The 17,385-nt window shown below is 56.0% G+C and carries 16 protein-coding genes and 1 pseudogene; 5 read left to right on the forward strand and 12 right to left on the reverse strand.

The features are described from left to right. Positions 1-12: 12 nt before the first annotated feature. From AC007G_RS06755 to AC007G_RS06770, 4 genes are all read right to left on the reverse strand, one after another. Complete coding sequence (locus AC007G_RS06755) at positions 13-1,140, reverse strand: ABC transporter ATP-binding protein (protein WP_032690877.1); 1,128 nt, start codon at positions 1,138-1,140, stop codon at positions 13-15. Positions 1,141-1,152: 12 nt separating this feature from the next. Then, positions 1,153-2,055, reverse strand: a complete 903-nt coding sequence (locus tag AC007G_RS06760; protein WP_032690878.1) for a carbohydrate ABC transporter permease — start codon at positions 2,053-2,055, stop codon at positions 1,153-1,155. Continuing rightward, positions 2,048-2,938 carry a carbohydrate ABC transporter permease gene (locus AC007G_RS06765; protein WP_004115132.1) on the reverse strand — a complete coding sequence of 297 codons (891 nt, stop codon included), beginning with the start codon at positions 2,936-2,938 and terminating at the stop codon, positions 2,048-2,050. Before AC007G_RS06765 ends, AC007G_RS06760 begins: the two co-directional genes overlap by 8 nt. Before the next feature lie 495 nt (positions 2,939-3,433). Continuing rightward, positions 3,434-3,754: a cupin domain-containing protein gene (locus AC007G_RS06770; protein ID WP_032690879.1), complete on the reverse strand. Its 321-nt coding sequence runs from the start codon at positions 3,752-3,754 to the stop codon at positions 3,434-3,436. 139 nt (positions 3,755-3,893) lie between these two features. Between AC007G_RS06770 and AC007G_RS06775 the strand changes: the two genes are divergently transcribed. Further along, positions 3,894-4,586 (forward strand): aspartate/glutamate racemase, encoded by a 693-nt coding sequence (locus tag AC007G_RS06775; RefSeq protein ID WP_032690880.1) that lies wholly within the window; start codon positions 3,894-3,896, stop codon positions 4,584-4,586. On the opposite strand, the gene AC007G_RS06780 is transcribed toward AC007G_RS06775, so the two are convergent. Beyond that, positions 4,573-5,499, reverse strand: coding sequence for a LysR family transcriptional regulator (locus AC007G_RS06780; RefSeq protein WP_032690881.1), 927 nt, complete (start codon positions 5,497-5,499; stop codon positions 4,573-4,575). The genes AC007G_RS06775 and AC007G_RS06780 overlap by 14 nt on opposite strands. Positions 5,500-5,634: 135 nt before the next feature. Here AC007G_RS06780 and lysA point away from each other — a divergent pair, with 135 nt between their 5' ends. After that, positions 5,635-6,897: a diaminopimelate decarboxylase gene (lysA, locus tag AC007G_RS06785; RefSeq protein ID WP_032690882.1), complete on the forward strand. Its 1,263-nt coding sequence runs from the start codon at positions 5,635-5,637 to the stop codon at positions 6,895-6,897. On the opposite strand, the gene AC007G_RS06790 is transcribed toward lysA, so the two are convergent. Beyond that, complete coding sequence (locus AC007G_RS06790) at positions 6,894-7,892, reverse strand: LacI family DNA-binding transcriptional regulator (RefSeq protein WP_162180069.1); 999 nt, start codon at positions 7,890-7,892, stop codon at positions 6,894-6,896. The two genes, lysA and AC007G_RS06790, sit on opposite strands and share 4 nt — an antisense overlap. Positions 7,893-8,110: 218 nt before the next feature. Between AC007G_RS06790 and AC007G_RS06795 the strand changes: the two genes are divergently transcribed. Then, positions 8,111-8,590, forward strand: a complete 480-nt coding sequence (locus AC007G_RS06795; RefSeq protein ID WP_047663441.1) for a GNAT family N-acetyltransferase — start codon at positions 8,111-8,113, stop codon at positions 8,588-8,590. Here the strand turns inward: AC007G_RS06795 and galR are convergent. Further along, positions 8,551-9,567 carry an HTH-type transcriptional regulator GalR gene (gene galR, locus AC007G_RS06800; protein ID WP_049267016.1) on the reverse strand — a complete coding sequence of 339 codons (1,017 nt, stop codon included), beginning with the start codon at positions 9,565-9,567 and terminating at the stop codon, positions 8,551-8,553. The two genes, AC007G_RS06795 and galR, sit on opposite strands and share 40 nt — an antisense overlap. A 705-nt stretch (positions 9,568-10,272) precedes the next feature. Here galR and aas point away from each other — a divergent pair. Both aas and lplT read left to right on the forward strand, forming a co-directional pair. Then, positions 10,273-12,432 carry a bifunctional acyl-ACP--phospholipid O-acyltransferase/long-chain-fatty-acid--ACP ligase gene (gene aas, locus AC007G_RS06805; RefSeq protein WP_142629845.1) on the forward strand — a complete coding sequence of 720 codons (2,160 nt, stop codon included), beginning with the start codon at positions 10,273-10,275 and terminating at the stop codon, positions 12,430-12,432. Further along, positions 12,425-13,621, forward strand: a complete 1,197-nt coding sequence (lplT, locus tag AC007G_RS06810; protein WP_032696725.1) for a lysophospholipid transporter LplT — start codon at positions 12,425-12,427, stop codon at positions 13,619-13,621. The genes aas and lplT overlap by 8 nt, the downstream gene beginning before the upstream one ends. A gap of 124 nt (positions 13,622-13,745) precedes the next feature. Here lplT and AC007G_RS06815 read toward each other — a convergent pair whose 3' ends face one another. The 5 genes and pseudogenes from AC007G_RS06815 to AC007G_RS06835 form a co-directional block, all read right to left on the reverse strand. Next, positions 13,746-14,786: an NADP(H)-dependent aldo-keto reductase gene (locus AC007G_RS06815; protein ID WP_032690887.1), complete on the reverse strand. Its 1,041-nt coding sequence runs from the start codon at positions 14,784-14,786 to the stop codon at positions 13,746-13,748. A 235-nt stretch (positions 14,787-15,021) separates the two neighbouring features. Next, positions 15,022-15,240 (reverse strand): YgdI/YgdR family lipoprotein, encoded by a 219-nt coding sequence (locus tag AC007G_RS06820; protein ID WP_004867116.1) that lies wholly within the window; start codon positions 15,238-15,240, stop codon positions 15,022-15,024. Between the two features lie 123 nt (positions 15,241-15,363). Next, a complete protein-coding gene (locus tag AC007G_RS06825; RefSeq protein WP_032690888.1) occupies positions 15,364-16,077 on the reverse strand; it encodes a TerC family protein in 714 nt (237 codons plus the stop codon). 63 nt (positions 16,078-16,140) lie between these two features. Further along, a complete protein-coding gene (mutH, locus tag AC007G_RS06830) occupies positions 16,141-16,836 on the reverse strand; it encodes a DNA mismatch repair endonuclease MutH (RefSeq protein WP_032698877.1) in 696 nt (231 codons plus the stop codon). An 88-nt stretch (positions 16,837-16,924) separates the two neighbouring features. Further along, a pseudogene (locus AC007G_RS06835) lies at positions 16,925-17,065 on the reverse strand (hypothetical protein); the annotation flags it as partial. Between the last annotated feature and the right edge of the window lie 320 nt (positions 17,066-17,385).

The raw sequence follows: 17,385 nt of genomic DNA on the forward strand, positions 1-17,385 counted from the left end.
ATACTCCAGTGATTACAGAGAGATGTTCTGTTCGGTGGCGGCATCAAACAGATGGCACTTATTCATGTCGAATTTGAACCACACCTTGCGATGCAGCCCTTTATCAATCATCGGCTTCGCTTCGTCAGAAGGGACGCGGGCGGTCAGTTCATAGTCGGCGACTTTCAGGTAGACGAAAAACTCGTGCCCCATGTTTTCGACCCGCACCATTTCGCCCGAGCAGCCGCCTTCGGCGAACGGCTCATCGGCGATGGAGACAAACTCCGGGCGGACGCCGTAGAACAGCGGCTGGTTTTTATGGCTGCCGACTTTATCCTGCAGGGTCGCGCTTAACGGCAGCAGCTCATCGCCGATAGTCAGGTGCAGGCGACCGGCCTGTTCAACCAGCTTGCTGGGGCGAATGTTCATCTCCGGGGCACCGATAAAGCCGGCAACGAACATGTTTTTCGGTTTGTGGTACAGGTTGTCCGGAGTATCGACCTGCATGATATGCCCGAGCTTCATGACGCAGATACGGTCGCCCATGGTCATCGCTTCGGTCTGGTCGTGGGTGACGTACACGGTGGTCGCCGGCTTGCCGGATTTCTTCAGCTGCTTGTGCAGATCGGAAATACGGATACGCATCGAGGCGCGCAGCTTGGCGTCAAGGTTAGAGAGCGGCTCATCAAACAGGAACACATCCGGTTTTTTGACAATCGCGCGGCCAACCGCCACGCGCTGGGCCTGGCCGCCGGAAAGCTGGCGCGGAAGACGGTCGAGCAGCTCTTCCAGCTCGAGGATTTTGGCCGCTTCGTTAACCTGGGCATCAATCTGGTCTTTCGGCAGCTTGCTCAGCTTGAGACCAAAGGCGAGATTCTCACGCACCGTCATGTGCGGGTAGAGCGCATAGTTCTGGAACACCATCGCAATACCGCGCGCTTTTGGCGCAAGGTTGTTGACGATCTTCTCGCCGATACGCACTTCGCCGCCGCTGATGGTTTCCAGTCCCGCCAGCATACGCAGGGTGGTGGATTTCGCACAGCCGGATGGACCGACGATCACCATAAACTCGCCGTCCGCGATTTTCAGGTCGATAGCATGTACCGCTTTGAAGCCGTTGGAGTAAACTTTTTCCAGTTTGTTGAAAATAACTTCAGCCATGATATTTCCCTCTTAACCTTTGATTCCGCTGCTGGTAACGCCCTGTACGAAGTAGCGTTGTGCCAGGAAGAACACGATGATGGATGGCAGAATGGAGATACTCGCCATTGCCAGAATTTCGTTCCACGGAGCGCCTTCCGTGACGTCGATGGACATTTTCAGCGCCAGTGCGATCGGATATTTATCCACGCTGTAGACGTAAATCAGCGGACCGATAAAGTCGTTCATCGACCACATAAACTGGAACAGCGCCACCGAGATAATCGCCGGTTTCAGGATTGGCACCACCACGTACCACAGCACCTGAATGGAGTTACAACCGTCGATCTGCGCCGCCTCTTCCATGTCGCGCGGTACGCCGCGCAGGAACTGGATAAGCATGAAGACGAAGAATCCCTGGGTGGCGAAAGCCAGCGGCAGATATAGCGGCAGATAGCTGTTCAGCATGCCCATTTCACGGAACATCAGGTACTGCGGGATCAGCAGGACGGTGCTCGGCAGCAGCATGGTGGTGATGAGCGTGGCGAACCAGAATTTCTTCCACGGGATTTCGAAGCGGGCAAAGCCGTAGGCCACGATGGTCGAGGAGATAATGGTCAGCAGGACTTTCGGGATCACATACTTAAAGGTGTTCAGCATGTAGTGACCGAAGTTGTACTCGGTACCGGTTTTCCAGCCGTTAATAAAGCCGTCCCAGGTCGCGTGGGCCGGCCACAGGCTCAGGGTGGTGAAAATCTCATGGTTCGGTTTGAACGACGCCGAGAACATCCACACCAGCGGGTAGAGCATCAGCAGGCCGACGAACAGCAGGATGACATAACGGATGGTCCGGCTGACTTTTTCGCGGCGCAGGGTGCGGGCAACTTCACGCTCCGCAATTTCCGTTGCCGGGGTGATTTGTTGAATATCAGCCATTTTTGCCTCCTTTATCGGCGGAGTAGAACACCCAATATTTCGATGACTTAAAGGCGATGGCGGCAAAGACCGCAACCACCAGGAACAGCACCCATGCCAGCGCCGCGCCGTACCCCATATCGAAGTACTTAAAGGCGGTGTCGTAGATATAGAGCGAGAACAGATAGGTGGAGTAGGTTGGGCCGCCGCCGGTGATGACGTACGGACCGGTAAACTCCTGGAACGCCTGGGTGGTCTGCATAATAAAGTTGAAGAAGATGACCGGCGTAATCAGCGGCACGGTGACCTTCATAAACATCTGCCACTTAGACGCGCCGTCGATCATCGCCGCTTCATACTGTGACTGCGGGACGTTTTGCAGCGCGGCGAGGAAGATGACCATCGCCGAACCAAACTGCCAGACGCGCAGCAGGGTGACGGACATCAGCGCCAGCGACGGCTCACCGAGCCAGTTCACCGGGTCGAATCCCAGCACGCCGATAAAGCTGTTCAGCAGGCCGTCGATAGCAAACAGCGCGCGCCACAGGACGGCAATCGCTACCGAGCTACCGAGAATGGACGGAATGTAATAAGCGGTACGGAAAAAGCCGATACCGCGCAGCTTAAAGTTGAGGACAAACGCTATACCCAGTGCGAAGGCCAGTTTTAACGGTATCGTTAAAAAGACGTAGGCAAAGGTCACGCCCATGGATTTCCAGAAGAGGCCATCTTCGGTCAACATGTAGCGATAGTTTTCAATGCCGTTAAACACCGGCGGGCTCATCAAATCGTACTCAGTGAAACTGAGGAAGAAAGATGAAACAAAGGGAAAAGCGGTAAAGACTATCAGCCCGATGATATAGGGCGATATCCATGCCAATCCCAGCATCTTGTTTTCATTCATACATACCTACCTGGCTTACGAGTTTGTAAAACGGATTCGGTGTCGTGGTTTTCTGCGCCCAGTCGCGGCCAGAAAGTGAATCGGTATCGGGTGTCTCAGCTGGCGTTGGCTTCCTTTTTAACCTTGTGTTTGTTATGGGTTTTTGCTCGCAGCGTCCCTGCTGAGCCTGAATGTTTCGGTTTTTACTTGTCCGGCGCATCAGTTTTATAAAACGCCGTTTTAATTTTATTTTATTGCGATTTATTACAGAGTCATTCGATTCATAGCGGAAGTGTGATCGAAGTCGAAACGATGTTTCAAAAAATGAGATGGCGAGCATTTTCCAGGATTGATAGGGGTTTGTAGAAAGTGCTGAAGATGAGATCTTATGCAGGGATGAGCAAGATGAGTGGCAGGCTAATCATTTTACTGTTACATATTTTTTAACAAATTATTCTGGCGGCAAGTAAGAATGGATAAAAGGGGCATGACGAATATGCCCCTGGGAAGCGCGGTTTACAGGAAATCCTCACGAACGGGAGTAAAGGTATCCAGCAGGGTGCCAGCTTTCAGACAGATGCAGCCGTGCATAATATGCGGCTTTTTGTAGAGCGTATCTCCGGCGCGCACCACCCGTTTCTCTTCACCGATGGTGAACTCAAATTCGCCGGATAGCACATAGGTCAGCTGTTCGTGGGGGTGGTTGTGCATTGGACCGATGGCCCCGCTGTCGAAATTGACCTCCACGGCCATCATATTGCCACCGTGCGCAAGAATACGACGGGTCACGCCATTGCCCAGATCTTCAAGGGTGGTCTCGTTATGAAAAATAAACATCCGGCAGTCCTGTTGTTAAGTGAAACAATGTTTCATTTAATTTATCGCAGAATCGTCGGGAAAGAAACGATCGACAAGAGAAGTGGAAAGTTGATCACAAGTTTGTTTCACTGGAGCAAAGCATAATCAGGAGCGGATGATGAAAACGATTGGCCTGTTGGGCGGCATGAGCTGGGAATCCACCATTCCCTATTACCGTTTGATCAACGAAGGTATCAAAGCGCATTTAGGCGGCCTGCATTCGGCGAGTCTGCTGCTGCACAGCGTCGATTTCCATGAGATCGAAGCCTGCCAGTCCGCAGGGGACTGGGATCGCGCCGGCGAGATTCTGGCGCAGGCGGCAGTTGGCCTGCAGCAGGCGGGCGCGGAAGGGATTGTTCTGTGTACCAACACGATGCATAAAGTGGCGCAGGCCATCGAAACGCGCTGTGAGGTGCCGTTCCTGCATATTGCCGATGCCACCGGGCGAGCCATTACCGCCAAAGGCCAAAAGCGGGTTGCCCTGCTGGGAACGCGCTATACCATGGAGCAGGATTTTTATCGTGGGCGCCTGCAGGCGCAGTTCGCTATCGAGACGCTGATTCCGGACGCTGACGATCGTGAACGTATTAACCGGATTATTTTTGATGAGCTGTGCCTGGGCGCGTTTAACGACGACTCCCGCGATTATTACCTGCAGGTGATTGAAGCGCTGGCGGAGCAGGGCGCAGAAGGGGTCATTTTCGGCTGTACCGAGATTGGCCTGCTGGTACCCGTGGAGAGCAGCCCGCTGCCGGTGTTCGATACCGCTGCGATTCACGCCGCGGACGCGGTGACGTTTATGCTCTCTTGAGCACCGCGTCCAGCGGGCCTTGAATCCGCGGCAGGCTCCCTTGCAGGTGCTGAATGAAGGTCTCGACCAGCGCCGATCCCGGGCGGTGTAGCGGGCGGATCAGGCTGACGGTAAACGGCACCTCGACGCTAAAGCGGCGCACCGCCACGCCGCTTTCGCCATAGTCGAGGGCGGTCAGCGGGTTGACGACTGAGATCCCGACGCCCGCCCGTACCATCGCGCAAACCGAGGACGCGCTGTGGGTCTCCACCACCATCCGGCGCTTCACCTGATGATCCGCAAACAGGGCATCAAGCAGCTGACGATAGCTGTCAGTGCGCGACAGGCTGATATAGTTTTCACCGTGGAAATCGGCCGGAGTAAGCTCCTGCTTACTGGCAAGCGGGTGGCTCTGCGGCAGCACGCAAACCTCGTTAAGCGTTAACAGCGGCGTTCGTTCCGTCCCGGCGGGCGTGTGCAGGGTTTCCGTCAGGCCGAGATCGTGACGTTGGGCGGAGAGCCACTCCTCCAGCAGGGGAGACTCCTGCGGCACAATCTGCAGGCTGACCTCGGGATAGCGCGCCAGAAAGGGCTGCAGCAGCAGCGGCAAAAACGACTGAGAAAATACCGGCAGACAGGCGACGGACAGTTCGCCCTGGCGGAACTCGCGCAGACTCTCGGCGGCGCTGACGATGCGGTCCAGTCCGTACCAGGAGCGCTGAACCTCTTCAAACAGCCGCAACCCTTGCACCGTCGGCTGCAAACGTCCGCGGGTGCGTTCAAACAGCTTCAGCCCAATCACCTTTTCAAAGCGTGCCAGCTCGCGGCTGACGGTCGGCTGAGAGGTATTCAGCAGACGAGCCGCCTCGGTGAGATTGCCGGTGGTCATCACCGCATGGAAGATTTCAATATGGCGTAAATTGACGGCAGGCATGGCGGCTCTCGACGGATTGGCAGTATCCATATCATTTTTGCATAGAGTCACGATAAAACGATATTTTTTATTCTCTTCAGGCTATGGCGTAATCATAAAAAAACGCGCACAACACAGATAACGCCGGAGTTCATTATGCCACGCTCGCTTTACGCCACCGATACTGACCTGACTGCCGAGAACCTGCTTCGCCTGCCTGCCGAATTTGGCTGCCCGGTGTGGGTCTATGACGCGCAGATTATCCGCCGCCAGATAGCCCAGCTCAGCCAGTTCGACGTGGTGCGTTTTGCCCAGAAGGCCTGCTCCAATATCCATATTTTGCGCCTGATGCGTGAACAGGGCGTTAAGGTGGACTCCGTCTCCCTCGGGGAGATTGAACGTGCGCTGGCGGCAGGTTATGACCCGCAGCAGCATCCGGAAGATATCGTTTTTACCGCCGATCTGATTGACGAGGCGACGCTGGAGCGCGTCAAGGCCCTGCAGATTCCGGTGAATGCCGGTTCAGTCGATATGCTGAGCCAGCTGGGGGAAGTCTCTCCAGGCCATCGCGTCTGGCTGCGCGTCAACCCGGGCTTTGGTCACGGCCACAGCCAAAAAACCAACACCGGTGGCGAAAACAGCAAACACGGGATCTGGTACAGCCATCTGCCGGCGGCGCTGGAAGTGATGCGTCGCTATCAGCTCCAGCTGGTGGGGATCCACATGCACATTGGCTCCGGAGTTGATTATGGCCACCTGGAACAGGTTTGCGGCGCGATGGTGCGTCAGGTGGTGGAGTTTGGGCAGGATCTGCAGGCGATCTCTGCCGGCGGCGGGCTGTCGATCCCGTATCGCGAAGGTGAAGAGGCGATCGATACCGATCACTACTACGGCTTGTGGAACGCCGCGCGCGAGCAGATCGCCCGACATCTCGGCCATCCGGTGAAACTGGAAATCGAGCCGGGTCGCTTCCTGGTGGCCGAATCCGGGGTGCTGGTCTCTCAGGTACGTAGCGTTAAAGAGATGGGAAGCCGCCACTTTGTCCTGATTGATGCCGGTTTTAACGATCTGATGCGCCCGTCAATGTACGGCAGCTATCACCATATTACCGCCCTGGCGGCGGATGGCCGCAACCTGAGCGCCGCGCCGCTTATCGACACCGTCGTGGCCGGGCCGCTGTGTGAATCGGGCGACGTCTTCACTCAGCAGGAAGGGGGCAAGGTGGAGACGCGTTTGCTGCCTGAAGTCGCGCCGGGAGATTATCTGGTGCTGCATGATACGGGGGCTTATGGCGCGTCGATGTCCTCAAACTACAACAGTCGTCCGCTGCTGCCGGAAGTGCTGTTCGACAACGGCAGCGCACGGCTGATCCGTCGTCGGCAGACGATTCAGGAGCTGCTGGCCTTAGAGCTGTTCTAAAAATAGGGCCCCGTCGTAACCGACTCGCGCAAGACCAGCGTGCCGGTAAACGGCGGGATCGTTTCGATCGGCTGGTCGTTGGCGAGCTTGATCGCCTGATCGATCGCGGTGGTGATCATGTTATCGATCGGCAGATAGACCGTCGACAGGCCGGGTTCCAGCCATTTTGCGCTCGGGGCATCGTCGAAGCCGAACAGCGAAACGTCCTGCGGGATCCGCAGCCCCGCCTGATGCAGCGCTTTTGAGGCGCCCAGCGCCATATCATCGTTACAGGAAAACAGCGCGCTGAACGTTGTTTTCTCATCAAGCAGCTCACGGCACAGTTCATAGCCGCGGGTCATCGTCGAATCGCCGTATTTCACTTTCGCCGCATCCCACGCGATACCATGCTTTTTCAGGGCCTTGCGGTATCCCTGCAGACGGGCTTTGCCCGTAGGGGTATGCATCGGTACGGTCATGCAGGCGATATCCCGGTGCCCTTGCGTAATCAGATAATTGACCGCCTGAAAGGCCGCATCTTCCTGCTCGAAGAACACGCAGCGTTCCCGCGCCAGGCTGACGTCGCGGTTAATCACGACCAGCGGCATATCGATGGATTCGATCAGCGACATGATCTTCTTTTCGCTCATGTGGCGGGTATAGAGGATGATTGCGTCGCACTGGCGGTCAGCGAGCATCTGCACCGCTTCTTCTTCGCGTTCCGGGGCATCGTGGCCGTCGGTGACGATCAGCTGTTTTCCCCAGGCTTCCGTCTGGCGCGAAGCCTGTTGTAGCAGGCGGCCAAAATAGAAACCATCAAAGGTAGAAACCACCAGTCCGATACTGTTGCTGGTACGGTTCGCCAGCGAACGGGCGAGAAAGTTTGGCCGGTATCCCAGCTCTTCCATCGCTTTGAATACCTGTTGGCGGGTGCTCTCTTTTACCTGACCTGTGCCGTTCAACACGCGGGAAACCGTCGCTTTAGAGACGCCTGCGCGAATTGAGACATCCAGCATTGTAGCCATTCATCGATTCCTGATTTCACGTGATAAGCCGCAGTTTATCACAGACATTCAGAGGGATATGCGCTCAACCGGACGCAAAGAACTATCGCGATCACGCTTTTTGCAGGAAGTGTCCGCAAAATGGCTCTTCTACGCCTTGACGTTCTCGCCACCGGCCACTGCGGGCGCGGTATACTGGCAGCCAGAGGATTTTCAGCAGGGGATCGGTTATGCATATTCAGCCATTATACGCCGCGCCGCAGCACGCCGAACAGGTGGCGACGTGGCTCTGGCAGGCCTTTGGCGGCGAAACGCTGCCGCTGCCTTTTTTTGCCACTCTCATTGCCCACAGCCAGACGCCGGAGGCGCTGCCGCTCACCTTTATCGCCGTCGAGGGCGAGACGCTTATCGGGACGGTGGGGCTGTGGCGCTGCGACTTAATCAGCCGTCAGGATCTGTTCCCGTGGATGGCGGCGCTGTACGTCTCCCCGGACGCGCGCGGACGGGGCATCGCGGGACAGCTGCAGCAACATGTGATCGACTATGCCCGCCGGCTTGGGCACCCGCAGCTGTATCTTTACTCCGCCTGCCGCGATTTTTATGAGCGTTTTGGCTGGCAGTATATTGGTGAAGGGCTGGATTACCCGGCCACCGCCGTCAGCCTGTATCGTTACGACTTATCGCTTTCCGACGGCGCCATTACCGAGTGACGGCGAACCAGCGTCGGGCTGAATAAATGGGTGATTTCAGGCGCCGGGCGCTGATCCGCCAGCGCCAGCGCCAGTTCGGCGGCCTGCGTTGCCATGGTCACGATGGGGTAACGCACCGTCGTCAGGCGCGGGCGAACATAGCGAGAGATCAGCACATCATCGAAGCCAATCAGCGAAATCTCGCGCGGAACGTCAATACCATTATCATTCAGCACCCCCATCGCGCCGGCGGCCATCGAGTCGTTATAGCAGGCGACAGCGGTAAAATTCCTGCCGCGTCCCAGGAGTTCGGTGATGGCCTGTTCGCCGCCGCTTTCATCAGGTTCGGCAAATGTCACCAGCCGATCGTTACAGGGCAGACCGCTCTCCGTTAACGCCGCGTAATAGCCTTGCAGACGATCTTCAGCATCAGAAATCGCGTGGTTGGAACAGAGGTAGCCGATACGGGTATGCCCCTGTTGGATCAGGTGACGGGTCGCCAGCCAGGCGCCGTAGCGGTCATCCAGGGCGACGCAACGCTGCTCAAAACCCGCCAGAATACGGTTGATCAGCACCATGCCAGGGATCTGTCTCATCAGCCCGGCGAGCTCGTCGTCAGGGATCATTTTCGCGTGTACGACCAGCGCAGCGCAGCGATGGCGGATAAGCTGCTCAATGGCCTGGCGCTCTTTTTTAATGCTGTGATACCCATTGCCGATCAGCAAAAAGTTACCGGTGTTGTAGGCCACCTGCTCGACGGCTTTGACCATTGCGCCGAAGAAAGGATCGGACACGTCACCCACCACCAGACCGACGGTCTCCGTCGACTGCTGCGCCAGCGCGCGCGCGTTAGCATTGGGATGATAATTGAGCGTTTCCATCGCCGCAGTCACCGACTGGCGCGAGGTTTCACTGGCTTTGGGGGAGTTGTTGATCACGCGGGATACGGTAGCGACGGACACTCCAGCGAGTCGGGCTACATCCTTAATTGTCGCCATACCAGACCTTTTATAGGGTAAGCGTTTACATACCGTTATGTTACGGGAAAGTGTGGCAGATTCAAGGCTGGAGGCGCCTGGCTTCGCGCAAATGTGATGCAGATTAGCCTTCATGGTGAAAAAGTTACACAACGACAAGCGCAGGGGCGGAGACGAATGAAACGGCGGTGGGAACATTCACACCTTTGCTTACACTTTGCGATTAGCTGTTGCGAATGTTCGCTGGTTTATCCATTCATTGCATTGATATTCTGGCTATCCCAGAGGTATTGATAGGTGGAGCTAACGTTACGTTGGCCACTCTAATTACACCAGCCTGCGCAGATGCGCAGGTTTTTTTTTGCCCGCAGGCGGAACATGCCGCGACCCGCTCCCGCGAAATGCCCTCGCTACCCGCATCGGATAAGCCTCTTCCTGTTCACCGCTCGCCGCTGTTACAGATAGCGAAAATGGCAATAACTGGTTGCACTTAGGCTTATTCCCTTGCGTTTTATCGCTGGTGCGGCAGGGGCAAAAAACCTGACAATCAGGGTCCCAGAGGTATTGATAGGTGAGTTTTTAAGTACGCGTTTCGTACTGATTATCTTGCACCGGCCTGCGCAGATGCGCAGGTTTTTTTTACGCCAAACATTCTTCCCCGCACTGCTTTCAAACGCCTTCTCGTGTAACCTGCAATGACTTAATAACCGGTCAAATGGAGTTGTTATGCTGTTGGCATTTTTCAGGCTGTTGTTCAAAGGGTTGTATCGGGTCAGACTGACCGGCGACACGCAGCCCTTGCAACAACAAAAGGTCTTGATCACCCCGAATCACGTCTCTTTCCTCGATGGGATCCTGCTAGCCTTATTCCTGCCCGTCCGACCGGTCTTTGCGGTGTACAGTTCTATCAGCCAGCGCTGGTTTATGCGCGTGCTGACGCCACTGATCGACTTTGTCCCGCTCGACCCGACGAAACCGATGTCGATAAAACACCTGGTGCGGTTGATTGAGCAGGGGCGTCCGGTGGTTATCTTCCCGGAAGGGCGTATCTCGGTTAGCGGTTCGCTGATGAAAATCTATGACGGGGCGGCGTTTGTGGCCGCAAAGTCGCAGGCCACTATTATCCCACTGCGTATCGAAGGCGCGGAGCTGACCCCGTTTAGTCGTCTCAAGGGGCTGGTCAAACGTCGCCTGTTCCCTCGGATCCAGCTGCATTTGTTGCCGCCAACCCGCATTGAAATGCCTCAGGCTCCCCGCGCCCGCGATCGCCGCAAAATTGCCGGGGAAATGCTGCACCAGATTATGATGGAGGCGCGTATGGCGGTGCGTCCACGGGAAACGCTGTATGAATCGCTGCTGGCGGCGCAGGATCGGTTCGGCGCGCGCAAAAACTGCGTGGAAGACATTAACTTTCAACCCGATACCTATCGCAAGCTGCTGACCAAAACCCTCTTTGTGGCGCGCATCCTGGAAAAATACAGCGCTCAGGGTGAAAGAATCGGCCTGATGTTACCCAACGCCGGCATCAACGCGGCGGTCATTTTTGGCGCTATTGCCCGCGGGCGTATTCCGGCGATGATGAACTACACCGCCGGGGTTAAAGGGCTGAGTAGCGCGATTACCGCCGCAGAAATCAAGACGATCTTTACCTCCCGTACCTTCCTTGATAAAGGCAAACTCTGGCATCTGCCGGAGCAGCTTACTCAGGTACGTTGGGTCTTCCTTGAAGACCTGAAAGGCGACGTTACGACCGGCGATAAGCTGTGGATCTTCGGCCATCTGCTGGCGCCGAAACTGGCGCAGGTCAAACAGCAGCCGGAAGATGCGGCGATTATCCTCTTCACCTCCGGTTCCGAAGGCAACCCGAAAGGGGTGGTGCATAGTCATAAAAGTATTCTGGCCAACGTCGAGCAGATTAAAACCATTGCCGACTTTACTGCCAACGATCGCTTTATGTCGGCGCTGCCGCTGTTCCACTCCTTTGGGCTGACGGTCGGTCTGTTTACCCCGCTGTTTACCGGCGCAGAAGTGTTCCTCTATCCCAGCCCGCTGCATTACCGCGTGGTGCCGGAACTGGTTTACGACCGCAACTGTACGGTGCTATTCGGGACGTCGACCTTCCTCGCGAACTACGCGCGCTTTGCTAACCCGTACGATTTCTATCGTCTTCGCTACGTGGTCGCCGGGGCGGAAAAGCTGCAGGAGAGCACGAAGCAACTGTGGCAGGACAAATTTGGCCTGCGCATTCTCGAAGGCTATGGCGTCACCGAATGTGCGCCGGTGGTATCGATTAACGTCCCGATGGCGGCGAAGGTGGGAACCGTCGGGCGTATTTTGCCGGGGATGGATGCGCGCCTGCTGGCGATGCCGGGTATTGAAGAGGGCGGCCGCCTGCAGTTAAAAGGGCCGAACATCATGAACGGCTATCTGCGGGTGGAGAACCCGGGCGTGCTGGAAACACCGACGGCGGAAAATCAGCATGGCGAAATGGAGAGCGGCTGGTATGACACCGGGGATATCGTCACCTTTGACGAGCAGGGCTATGTGCGCATTCAGGGGCGTGCTAAGCGCTTCGCGAAAATCGCCGGCGAAATGGTGTCACTGGAAATGGTTGAGCAGGTGGCTCTGGGCGTCTCACCTGACAAGATGCATGCCACGGCGATTAAACAAGATGCCGGTAAAGGCGAGGCGCTGGTGCTCTTTACCACCGATAATGAACTGAACCGTGAAAAACTGCTGCGCTACGCCCGTGAACATGGGGTGCCGGAGCTGGCGGTACCGCGCGACATTCGCTGGTTGAAGCAGCTGCCGGTTCTCGGCAGCGGCAAGCCGGACTTTGTCACCCTGAAAGGTATGGTTGAGCAGACGGAAGATTCTGATGAGTGAGTCAGTACACACTAACACTTCGCTGTACTCAAAAGGGATGATGGCGGTCATCTGCGCCCAGTTCCTCTCGGCATTTGGCGATAATGCGCTGCTGTTTGCCACGCTGGCGCTGATGAAGCAGCAGTTTTACCCGGACTGGAGCCAGCCGGTGATGCAGATGCTGTTTGTAGGTGCTTACATACTGTTTGCGCCGTTTGTCGGCCAGTTTGCCGACAGCTTTGCCAAAGGGCGAGTGATGATGGTCGCCAACGGCATGAAGCTGGTTGGCGCTGGCTGCATCTGTTTTGGTCTGAACCCGTTTATCGGCTATACCCTGGTGGGGGTGGGCGCGGCGGCCTATTCGCCGGCCAAATACGGCATTCTTGGCGAGCTGACCACCGGGGATAAGTTAGTGAAAGCTAACGGTTTGATGGAGTCGTCTACCATTGCGGCGATTTTACTGGGCTCGATGGCCGGCGGCATTCTGGCCGACTGGCATGTGCTGGCCGCGCTGGCCATCTGTGCGCTGGTGTATGGCGGGGCGGTGATCGCCAACCTGTGGATCCCGAAGCTGCCGGCGGCGCGTCCCGGCCAGTCGTGGCGTTTTACCCCGATGACTCACAGCTTCTTTAGCGCCTGTAAGACACTATGGCGTAATGGCGAAACGCGTTTCTCCCTGATGGGAACCAGCCTGTTCTGGGGCGCCGGCGTGACGCTGCGTTTCCTGCTGGTGCTGTGGGTACCGGCGGCGCTTGGCATCACCAGTAACGCCATGCCGACCTATCTCAATGCGATGGTGGCCGTCGGGATCGTGTTGGGCGCCGGCGCGGCGGCGAAGCTGGTCACCCTACAAACCGTCTCGCGCTGCATGCCTGCCGGGGTTTTAATCGGCGTCGCGGTGATCCTTTTCACCTTACAGCAGGCGCTTTTACCGGCATTTGCTCTGCTGCTGCTGCTCGGTATCTTCGGCGGCTTCTTTATTGTGCCGCTCAATGCGCTGCTGCAGGAACGCGGTAAGCATACCGTTGGTGCAGGTAACGCGATTGCGGTACAAAATCTCGGCGAAAACGTGGCCATGCTGCTGATGCTGGGGCTCTATTCGCTGGCGGTGAGAATCGGTATTCCGGTGGTGGGCGTCGGGATTGGCTTTGGCGCGGTGTTTGCGCTGGCTATCGCCGCGCTGTGGCTGTGGGGCCGACGTCAGTCGTAGCCCGGGTAAGCCGTTTACGGCATCACCCGGGAATCCCCGGCTCGCAGTAGGCTAGCCGGGCTACTGTTTAGTCTTTGCGGTAGCCCGGATAAGACGTCAGCCGCTATCCGGGAGGGGTTGACGCTTACGGTGCCGGGTAGGTATAGACCTGATGCACCGCTTCAATTTCCGCTAATACCGCTTCACTCAGCTCAAGATGCAGGCTCTCAACGTTGGTTTTAAGCTGCTCCAGCGTGGTGGCGCCCAGCAGGGTGCTGGCGACGAACGGCTGACGACGGACAAAGGCCAGCGCCATCTGCGCCGGGTCGAGGTTATGCCGTCTGGCGATATCGACGTAGGCCGCTACCGCTTTCTGCGACTGCTCACTGCTATAGCGCGTGAAGCGGCTGAAAAGCGTATTACGCGCGCCGGCCGGTTTTGCACCGTTAAGATACTTGCCGGTCAGGGTGCCAAATGCCAGACAGGAGTAGGCCAGCAGCTCAACGCCTTCATACTGGCTGACTTCCGCCAGACCCACTTCGTAGCTGCGGTTCAGCAGGCTGTAGGGATTCTGGATGGTGACGATGCGCGGCAGGTCGTGTTTATCCGCCAGGTGCAGATAACGCATGACGCCAAAGGCCGTTTCGTTGGAGACGCCGATATAGCGGATTTTACCGGCACGCTGGAATTCGGTGAGCGCTTCAAGTGTATCCAGCAGGGTGACGACCGGCGTGGTGTCGGTCCAGCTATAGCCCAGTTTGCCAAAGCAGTTGGTCGGGCGCTGTGGCCAGTGAACCTGGTAGAGATCGAGATAATCGGTTTGCAGGCGCTTCAGGCTGTCGTGCAGCGCGTCACGGATATTTTTACGATCCAGCGCATGGTTCGGACGAATGCTGCTGTCGTTATTACGCGCAGGGCCGCTGACTTTGGAGGCGATAATCAGCTTTTCGCGATTGCCGCGTTTCGCCAGCCAGTTGCCGACGTAGGTTTCCGTCAGCCCCTGGGTCTCCGGGCGCGGCGGTACGGGATACATTTCAGCGACATCAATCAGGTTAATGCCCTGGCTGACAGCGTAGTCGAGCTGTTGGTGCGCGTCGGCCTCGCTATTCTGCTCACCAAAAGTCATAGTGCCCAGCCCGAGCGTGCTGATTTCAAGAGAACTGTGTGGGATACGGTGATACTGCATAGCCGGCTTCCTTTTTTATTAACAAGGTCAGGAGTTCCCCGACAAAGGAGTATCAAAATGGCAGAGGGGGAGAAAAAGAGGAAGTAAAAAAATCAAAAAAGCCGGGGGTTCAGAATCCGAAGACGCGATGCTGCGGAGGTTTCAGAGGATCCCGACTCTTTATTAAGAGGGTCCGCTGTCGGGGAAGGCGGCCTCGCCAGGCGAGTGCTGGCAGGCGGCTGGCCGACGAAAAGTCTTAACGTTTAATAATCTGCGAAACATCGTCGCGGTTGATCTGCATTTTATTGCCCTGCTGATCTTCGTAACTGATGAGGCCGGTATCATCATCAACGGCTGGCTTACCATCGGTCAGGATCATGCGTCCGTCTTTTGTCGCCATCACGTAATCGCTGCTGCAACCGGAAACCGAGAACGCCAGTCCCACGGCGGAAATCAATACTGCCCATTTTTTCATCGTCATTACCTCTTGAATGGTCGCACCTCACACCAGTGTATTAATAGCCTGATTTGTGAGACATAAAAAGCAGTAAAGTCTTAAAAAAGTTTGCAGCCCAGGTTTGGGCTGCATTTTTGTGGCTTACAGCGGATTTTTTTTATTACGCAGCAGGTTAAGGCTTTCGACGGCAATCGAGAAGAACATCGCGAAGTAGATGTAGCCTTTCGGAATATGGATCTCGAAGCTTTCCAGCATCAGGGTGAAGCCGACAAGAATCAGAAACGACAGGGCCAGCATTTTCACCGACGGATGACGGTCAACAAAGTCGCCAATCGGTCGGGCGGCGAACATCATTACGCCGACGGCAATCACCACCGCAGCCATCATGATGAACAGATGATCCGACAGCCCAACGGCGGTAATGACCGAGTCGAGGCTGAAAATGATATCCAGTATCATGATCTGCACGATGGCGCCCATAAATGAATGGACGTTGGTTTTCAGCCCTTCCTCTTCGCCCTCGATCGACTCGTGGATCTCTTTACTCGCCTTCCAGATCAGGAACAGACCGCCGAGCAGTAAGATCAAATCGCGAAACGAGATCGCCTGGTCGAAAACGGTAAACAGCGGATTGGTCAGCTTCACGACCCAGGCGATAGAGGCCAGCAGCCCCAGACGCATCAGCATCGCGCCCATCAACCCGATACGTCTTGCGTGAGCACGCTGGGCGGTGGGCAGTTTGGCAACAACCAGAGAGAGAAAAATAATATTATCGATCCCCAGCACGATCTCCAGCAGCGTCAGTGTACCGAGCGCCAGCCAGGCGTTGGGATCGGTTATCCATGCAAATAACATAGTTCAAAGTCCTGCAAAAAAGAAAGTCGCAATTATATGCAACCTGGCAGGCAGAACAAAAAATTAATCGTGGCCGAGGAGAAAATGACGGGCCAGCAGGGCGGCGGTGAAATTTTTCTTCAGGTAGAAGCCGCGCGGCAGCGTGAGAATCGGCTCTCCGCGGGCGCCAATCGCCTCGGTTAACGCTTTGCTGTTGGCGGCTTTCGGGCGCAACTGCAGTACCTCGCCATGACGGGCGGTGATGCGCTCCACCTGGCCGAGCACAATCAGATCCATCAGCTCCTCCCAGTCCATTCGCAGCTGGCGATCCTCTTCTTCACTGGGGCTCCACAGCAGCGGAGCGCCGACGCGGCGTTCCGCCAGCGGAATGGCGCGATCCCCTTCCACCGGCACCCACAGAACGCGTTTGAGCTTATGGCGCACGTGACTGCTCTCCCAGGTCACGCCGCTGTTACCAGTGAGCGGGGCGACGCAAACGAAGGTGGTTTCCAGCGGACGGCCCTGGCTATCGACAGGAATGGTCTTCAGTTCGACGCCCAGCGCGGCGAAATCCTGCTCGGGTTTACTCCCGGCGCTGGCGCCCAGCCAAATCTCCAGCAGAATACCGATCCAGCCTTTATCGCGCTTTAAATCGCGTGGAATGGGAATCCCTGCCAGCGCCGCCAGTTCGCCCAGCGAGTAGCCTGCCAGCCCCTGCGCCTGGGCCAGGAGCTGCTGCTGGGTTTGCGGTGGGGACGTTAACGGCGCGATGGCGGGCATACGGCAAAACCTCTGGTTAAAAAATGAACGGTATTTCAGTGCGTTGTGGATAGAGTTTACCTTTTCCTGGGTAACTATGACAATTTGATGATTCGTATGGTTTTTTTTTCATTTTTTTGTCGTTGTGAAAAGAGTGGTCGCGGGTTTTCCAGAACTGGTCACTGGCAATGAACAGGATCTTACACCATGTTATCCACAGAAAAGTGGGATAACTGGGGAAAAGCGGCACTACTGTTTCCATTTACAGCCTTGACGTGCGACGAAAATCGAATTTTTAGACAAAATGTGCCCAGTGGACTCGGATAATCTGTGGATAAAATCGACATTGTTCGATCTTTCATCAGTTCCAGGATCGCATGTGTGATGATCATCACGTTTAACTGTAATTACTGAAAGATATATGTGATAACATCATGAATATAATGCCATTATTAAATTATGCTATTCGTAAGCACTTCGGACTACTCTGGGTTTTCCCTGGGTAATTCCATACTTCTTCACAACTCTATCCACAGAAAAAGTGAATAAAATGGGCTCTCGATCGCTTTC

Source organism: Klebsiella sp. CSG-1 (genome assembly GCF_056521145.1).

Bases quoted from the DNA above. Each gene is read 5' to 3' on its own strand.
- lplT (WP_032696725.1), top strand. From the start codon at position 12,425: ATGAGTGAGTCAGTACACACTAACACTTCGCTGTACTCAAAAGGGATG.
- AC007G_RS06790 (WP_162180069.1), bottom strand. From the start codon at position 7,892: ATGCTGGATGTCTCAATTCGCGCAGGCGTCTCTAAAGCGACGGTTTCC.
- mutH (WP_032698877.1), bottom strand. From the start codon at position 16,836: ATGCCCGCCATCGCGCCGTTAACGTCCCCACCGCAAACCCAGCAGCAG.
- AC007G_RS06820 (WP_004867116.1), bottom strand. From the start codon at position 15,240: ATGAAAAAATGGGCAGTATTGATTTCCGCCGTGGGACTGGCGTTCTCG.
- AC007G_RS06755 (WP_032690877.1), bottom strand. From the start codon at position 1,140: ATGGCTGAAGTTATTTTCAACAAACTGGAAAAAGTTTACTCCAACGGC.
- AC007G_RS06825 (WP_032690888.1), bottom strand. From the start codon at position 16,077: ATGTTATTTGCATGGATAACCGATCCCAACGCCTGGCTGGCGCTCGGT.
- AC007G_RS06775 (WP_032690880.1), top strand. From the start codon at position 3,894: ATGAAAACGATTGGCCTGTTGGGCGGCATGAGCTGGGAATCCACCATT.
- AC007G_RS06770 (WP_032690879.1), bottom strand. From the start codon at position 3,754: ATGTTTATTTTTCATAACGAGACCACCCTTGAAGATCTGGGCAATGGC.
- AC007G_RS06795 (WP_047663441.1), top strand. From the start codon at position 8,111: ATGCATATTCAGCCATTATACGCCGCGCCGCAGCACGCCGAACAGGTG.
- AC007G_RS06815 (WP_032690887.1), bottom strand. From the start codon at position 14,786: ATGCAGTATCACCGTATCCCACACAGTTCTCTTGAAATCAGCACGCTC.
- AC007G_RS06765 (WP_004115132.1), bottom strand. From the start codon at position 2,938: ATGAATGAAAACAAGATGCTGGGATTGGCATGGATATCGCCCTATATC.
- galR (WP_049267016.1), bottom strand. From the start codon at position 9,567: ATGGCGACAATTAAGGATGTAGCCCGACTCGCTGGAGTGTCCGTCGCT.
- lysA (WP_032690882.1), top strand. From the start codon at position 5,635: ATGCCACGCTCGCTTTACGCCACCGATACTGACCTGACTGCCGAGAAC.
- AC007G_RS06780 (WP_032690881.1), bottom strand. From the start codon at position 5,499: ATGCCTGCCGTCAATTTACGCCATATTGAAATCTTCCATGCGGTGATG.
- AC007G_RS06760 (WP_032690878.1), bottom strand. From the start codon at position 2,055: ATGGCTGATATTCAACAAATCACCCCGGCAACGGAAATTGCGGAGCGT.
- aas (WP_142629845.1), top strand. From the start codon at position 10,273: ATGCTGTTGGCATTTTTCAGGCTGTTGTTCAAAGGGTTGTATCGGGTC.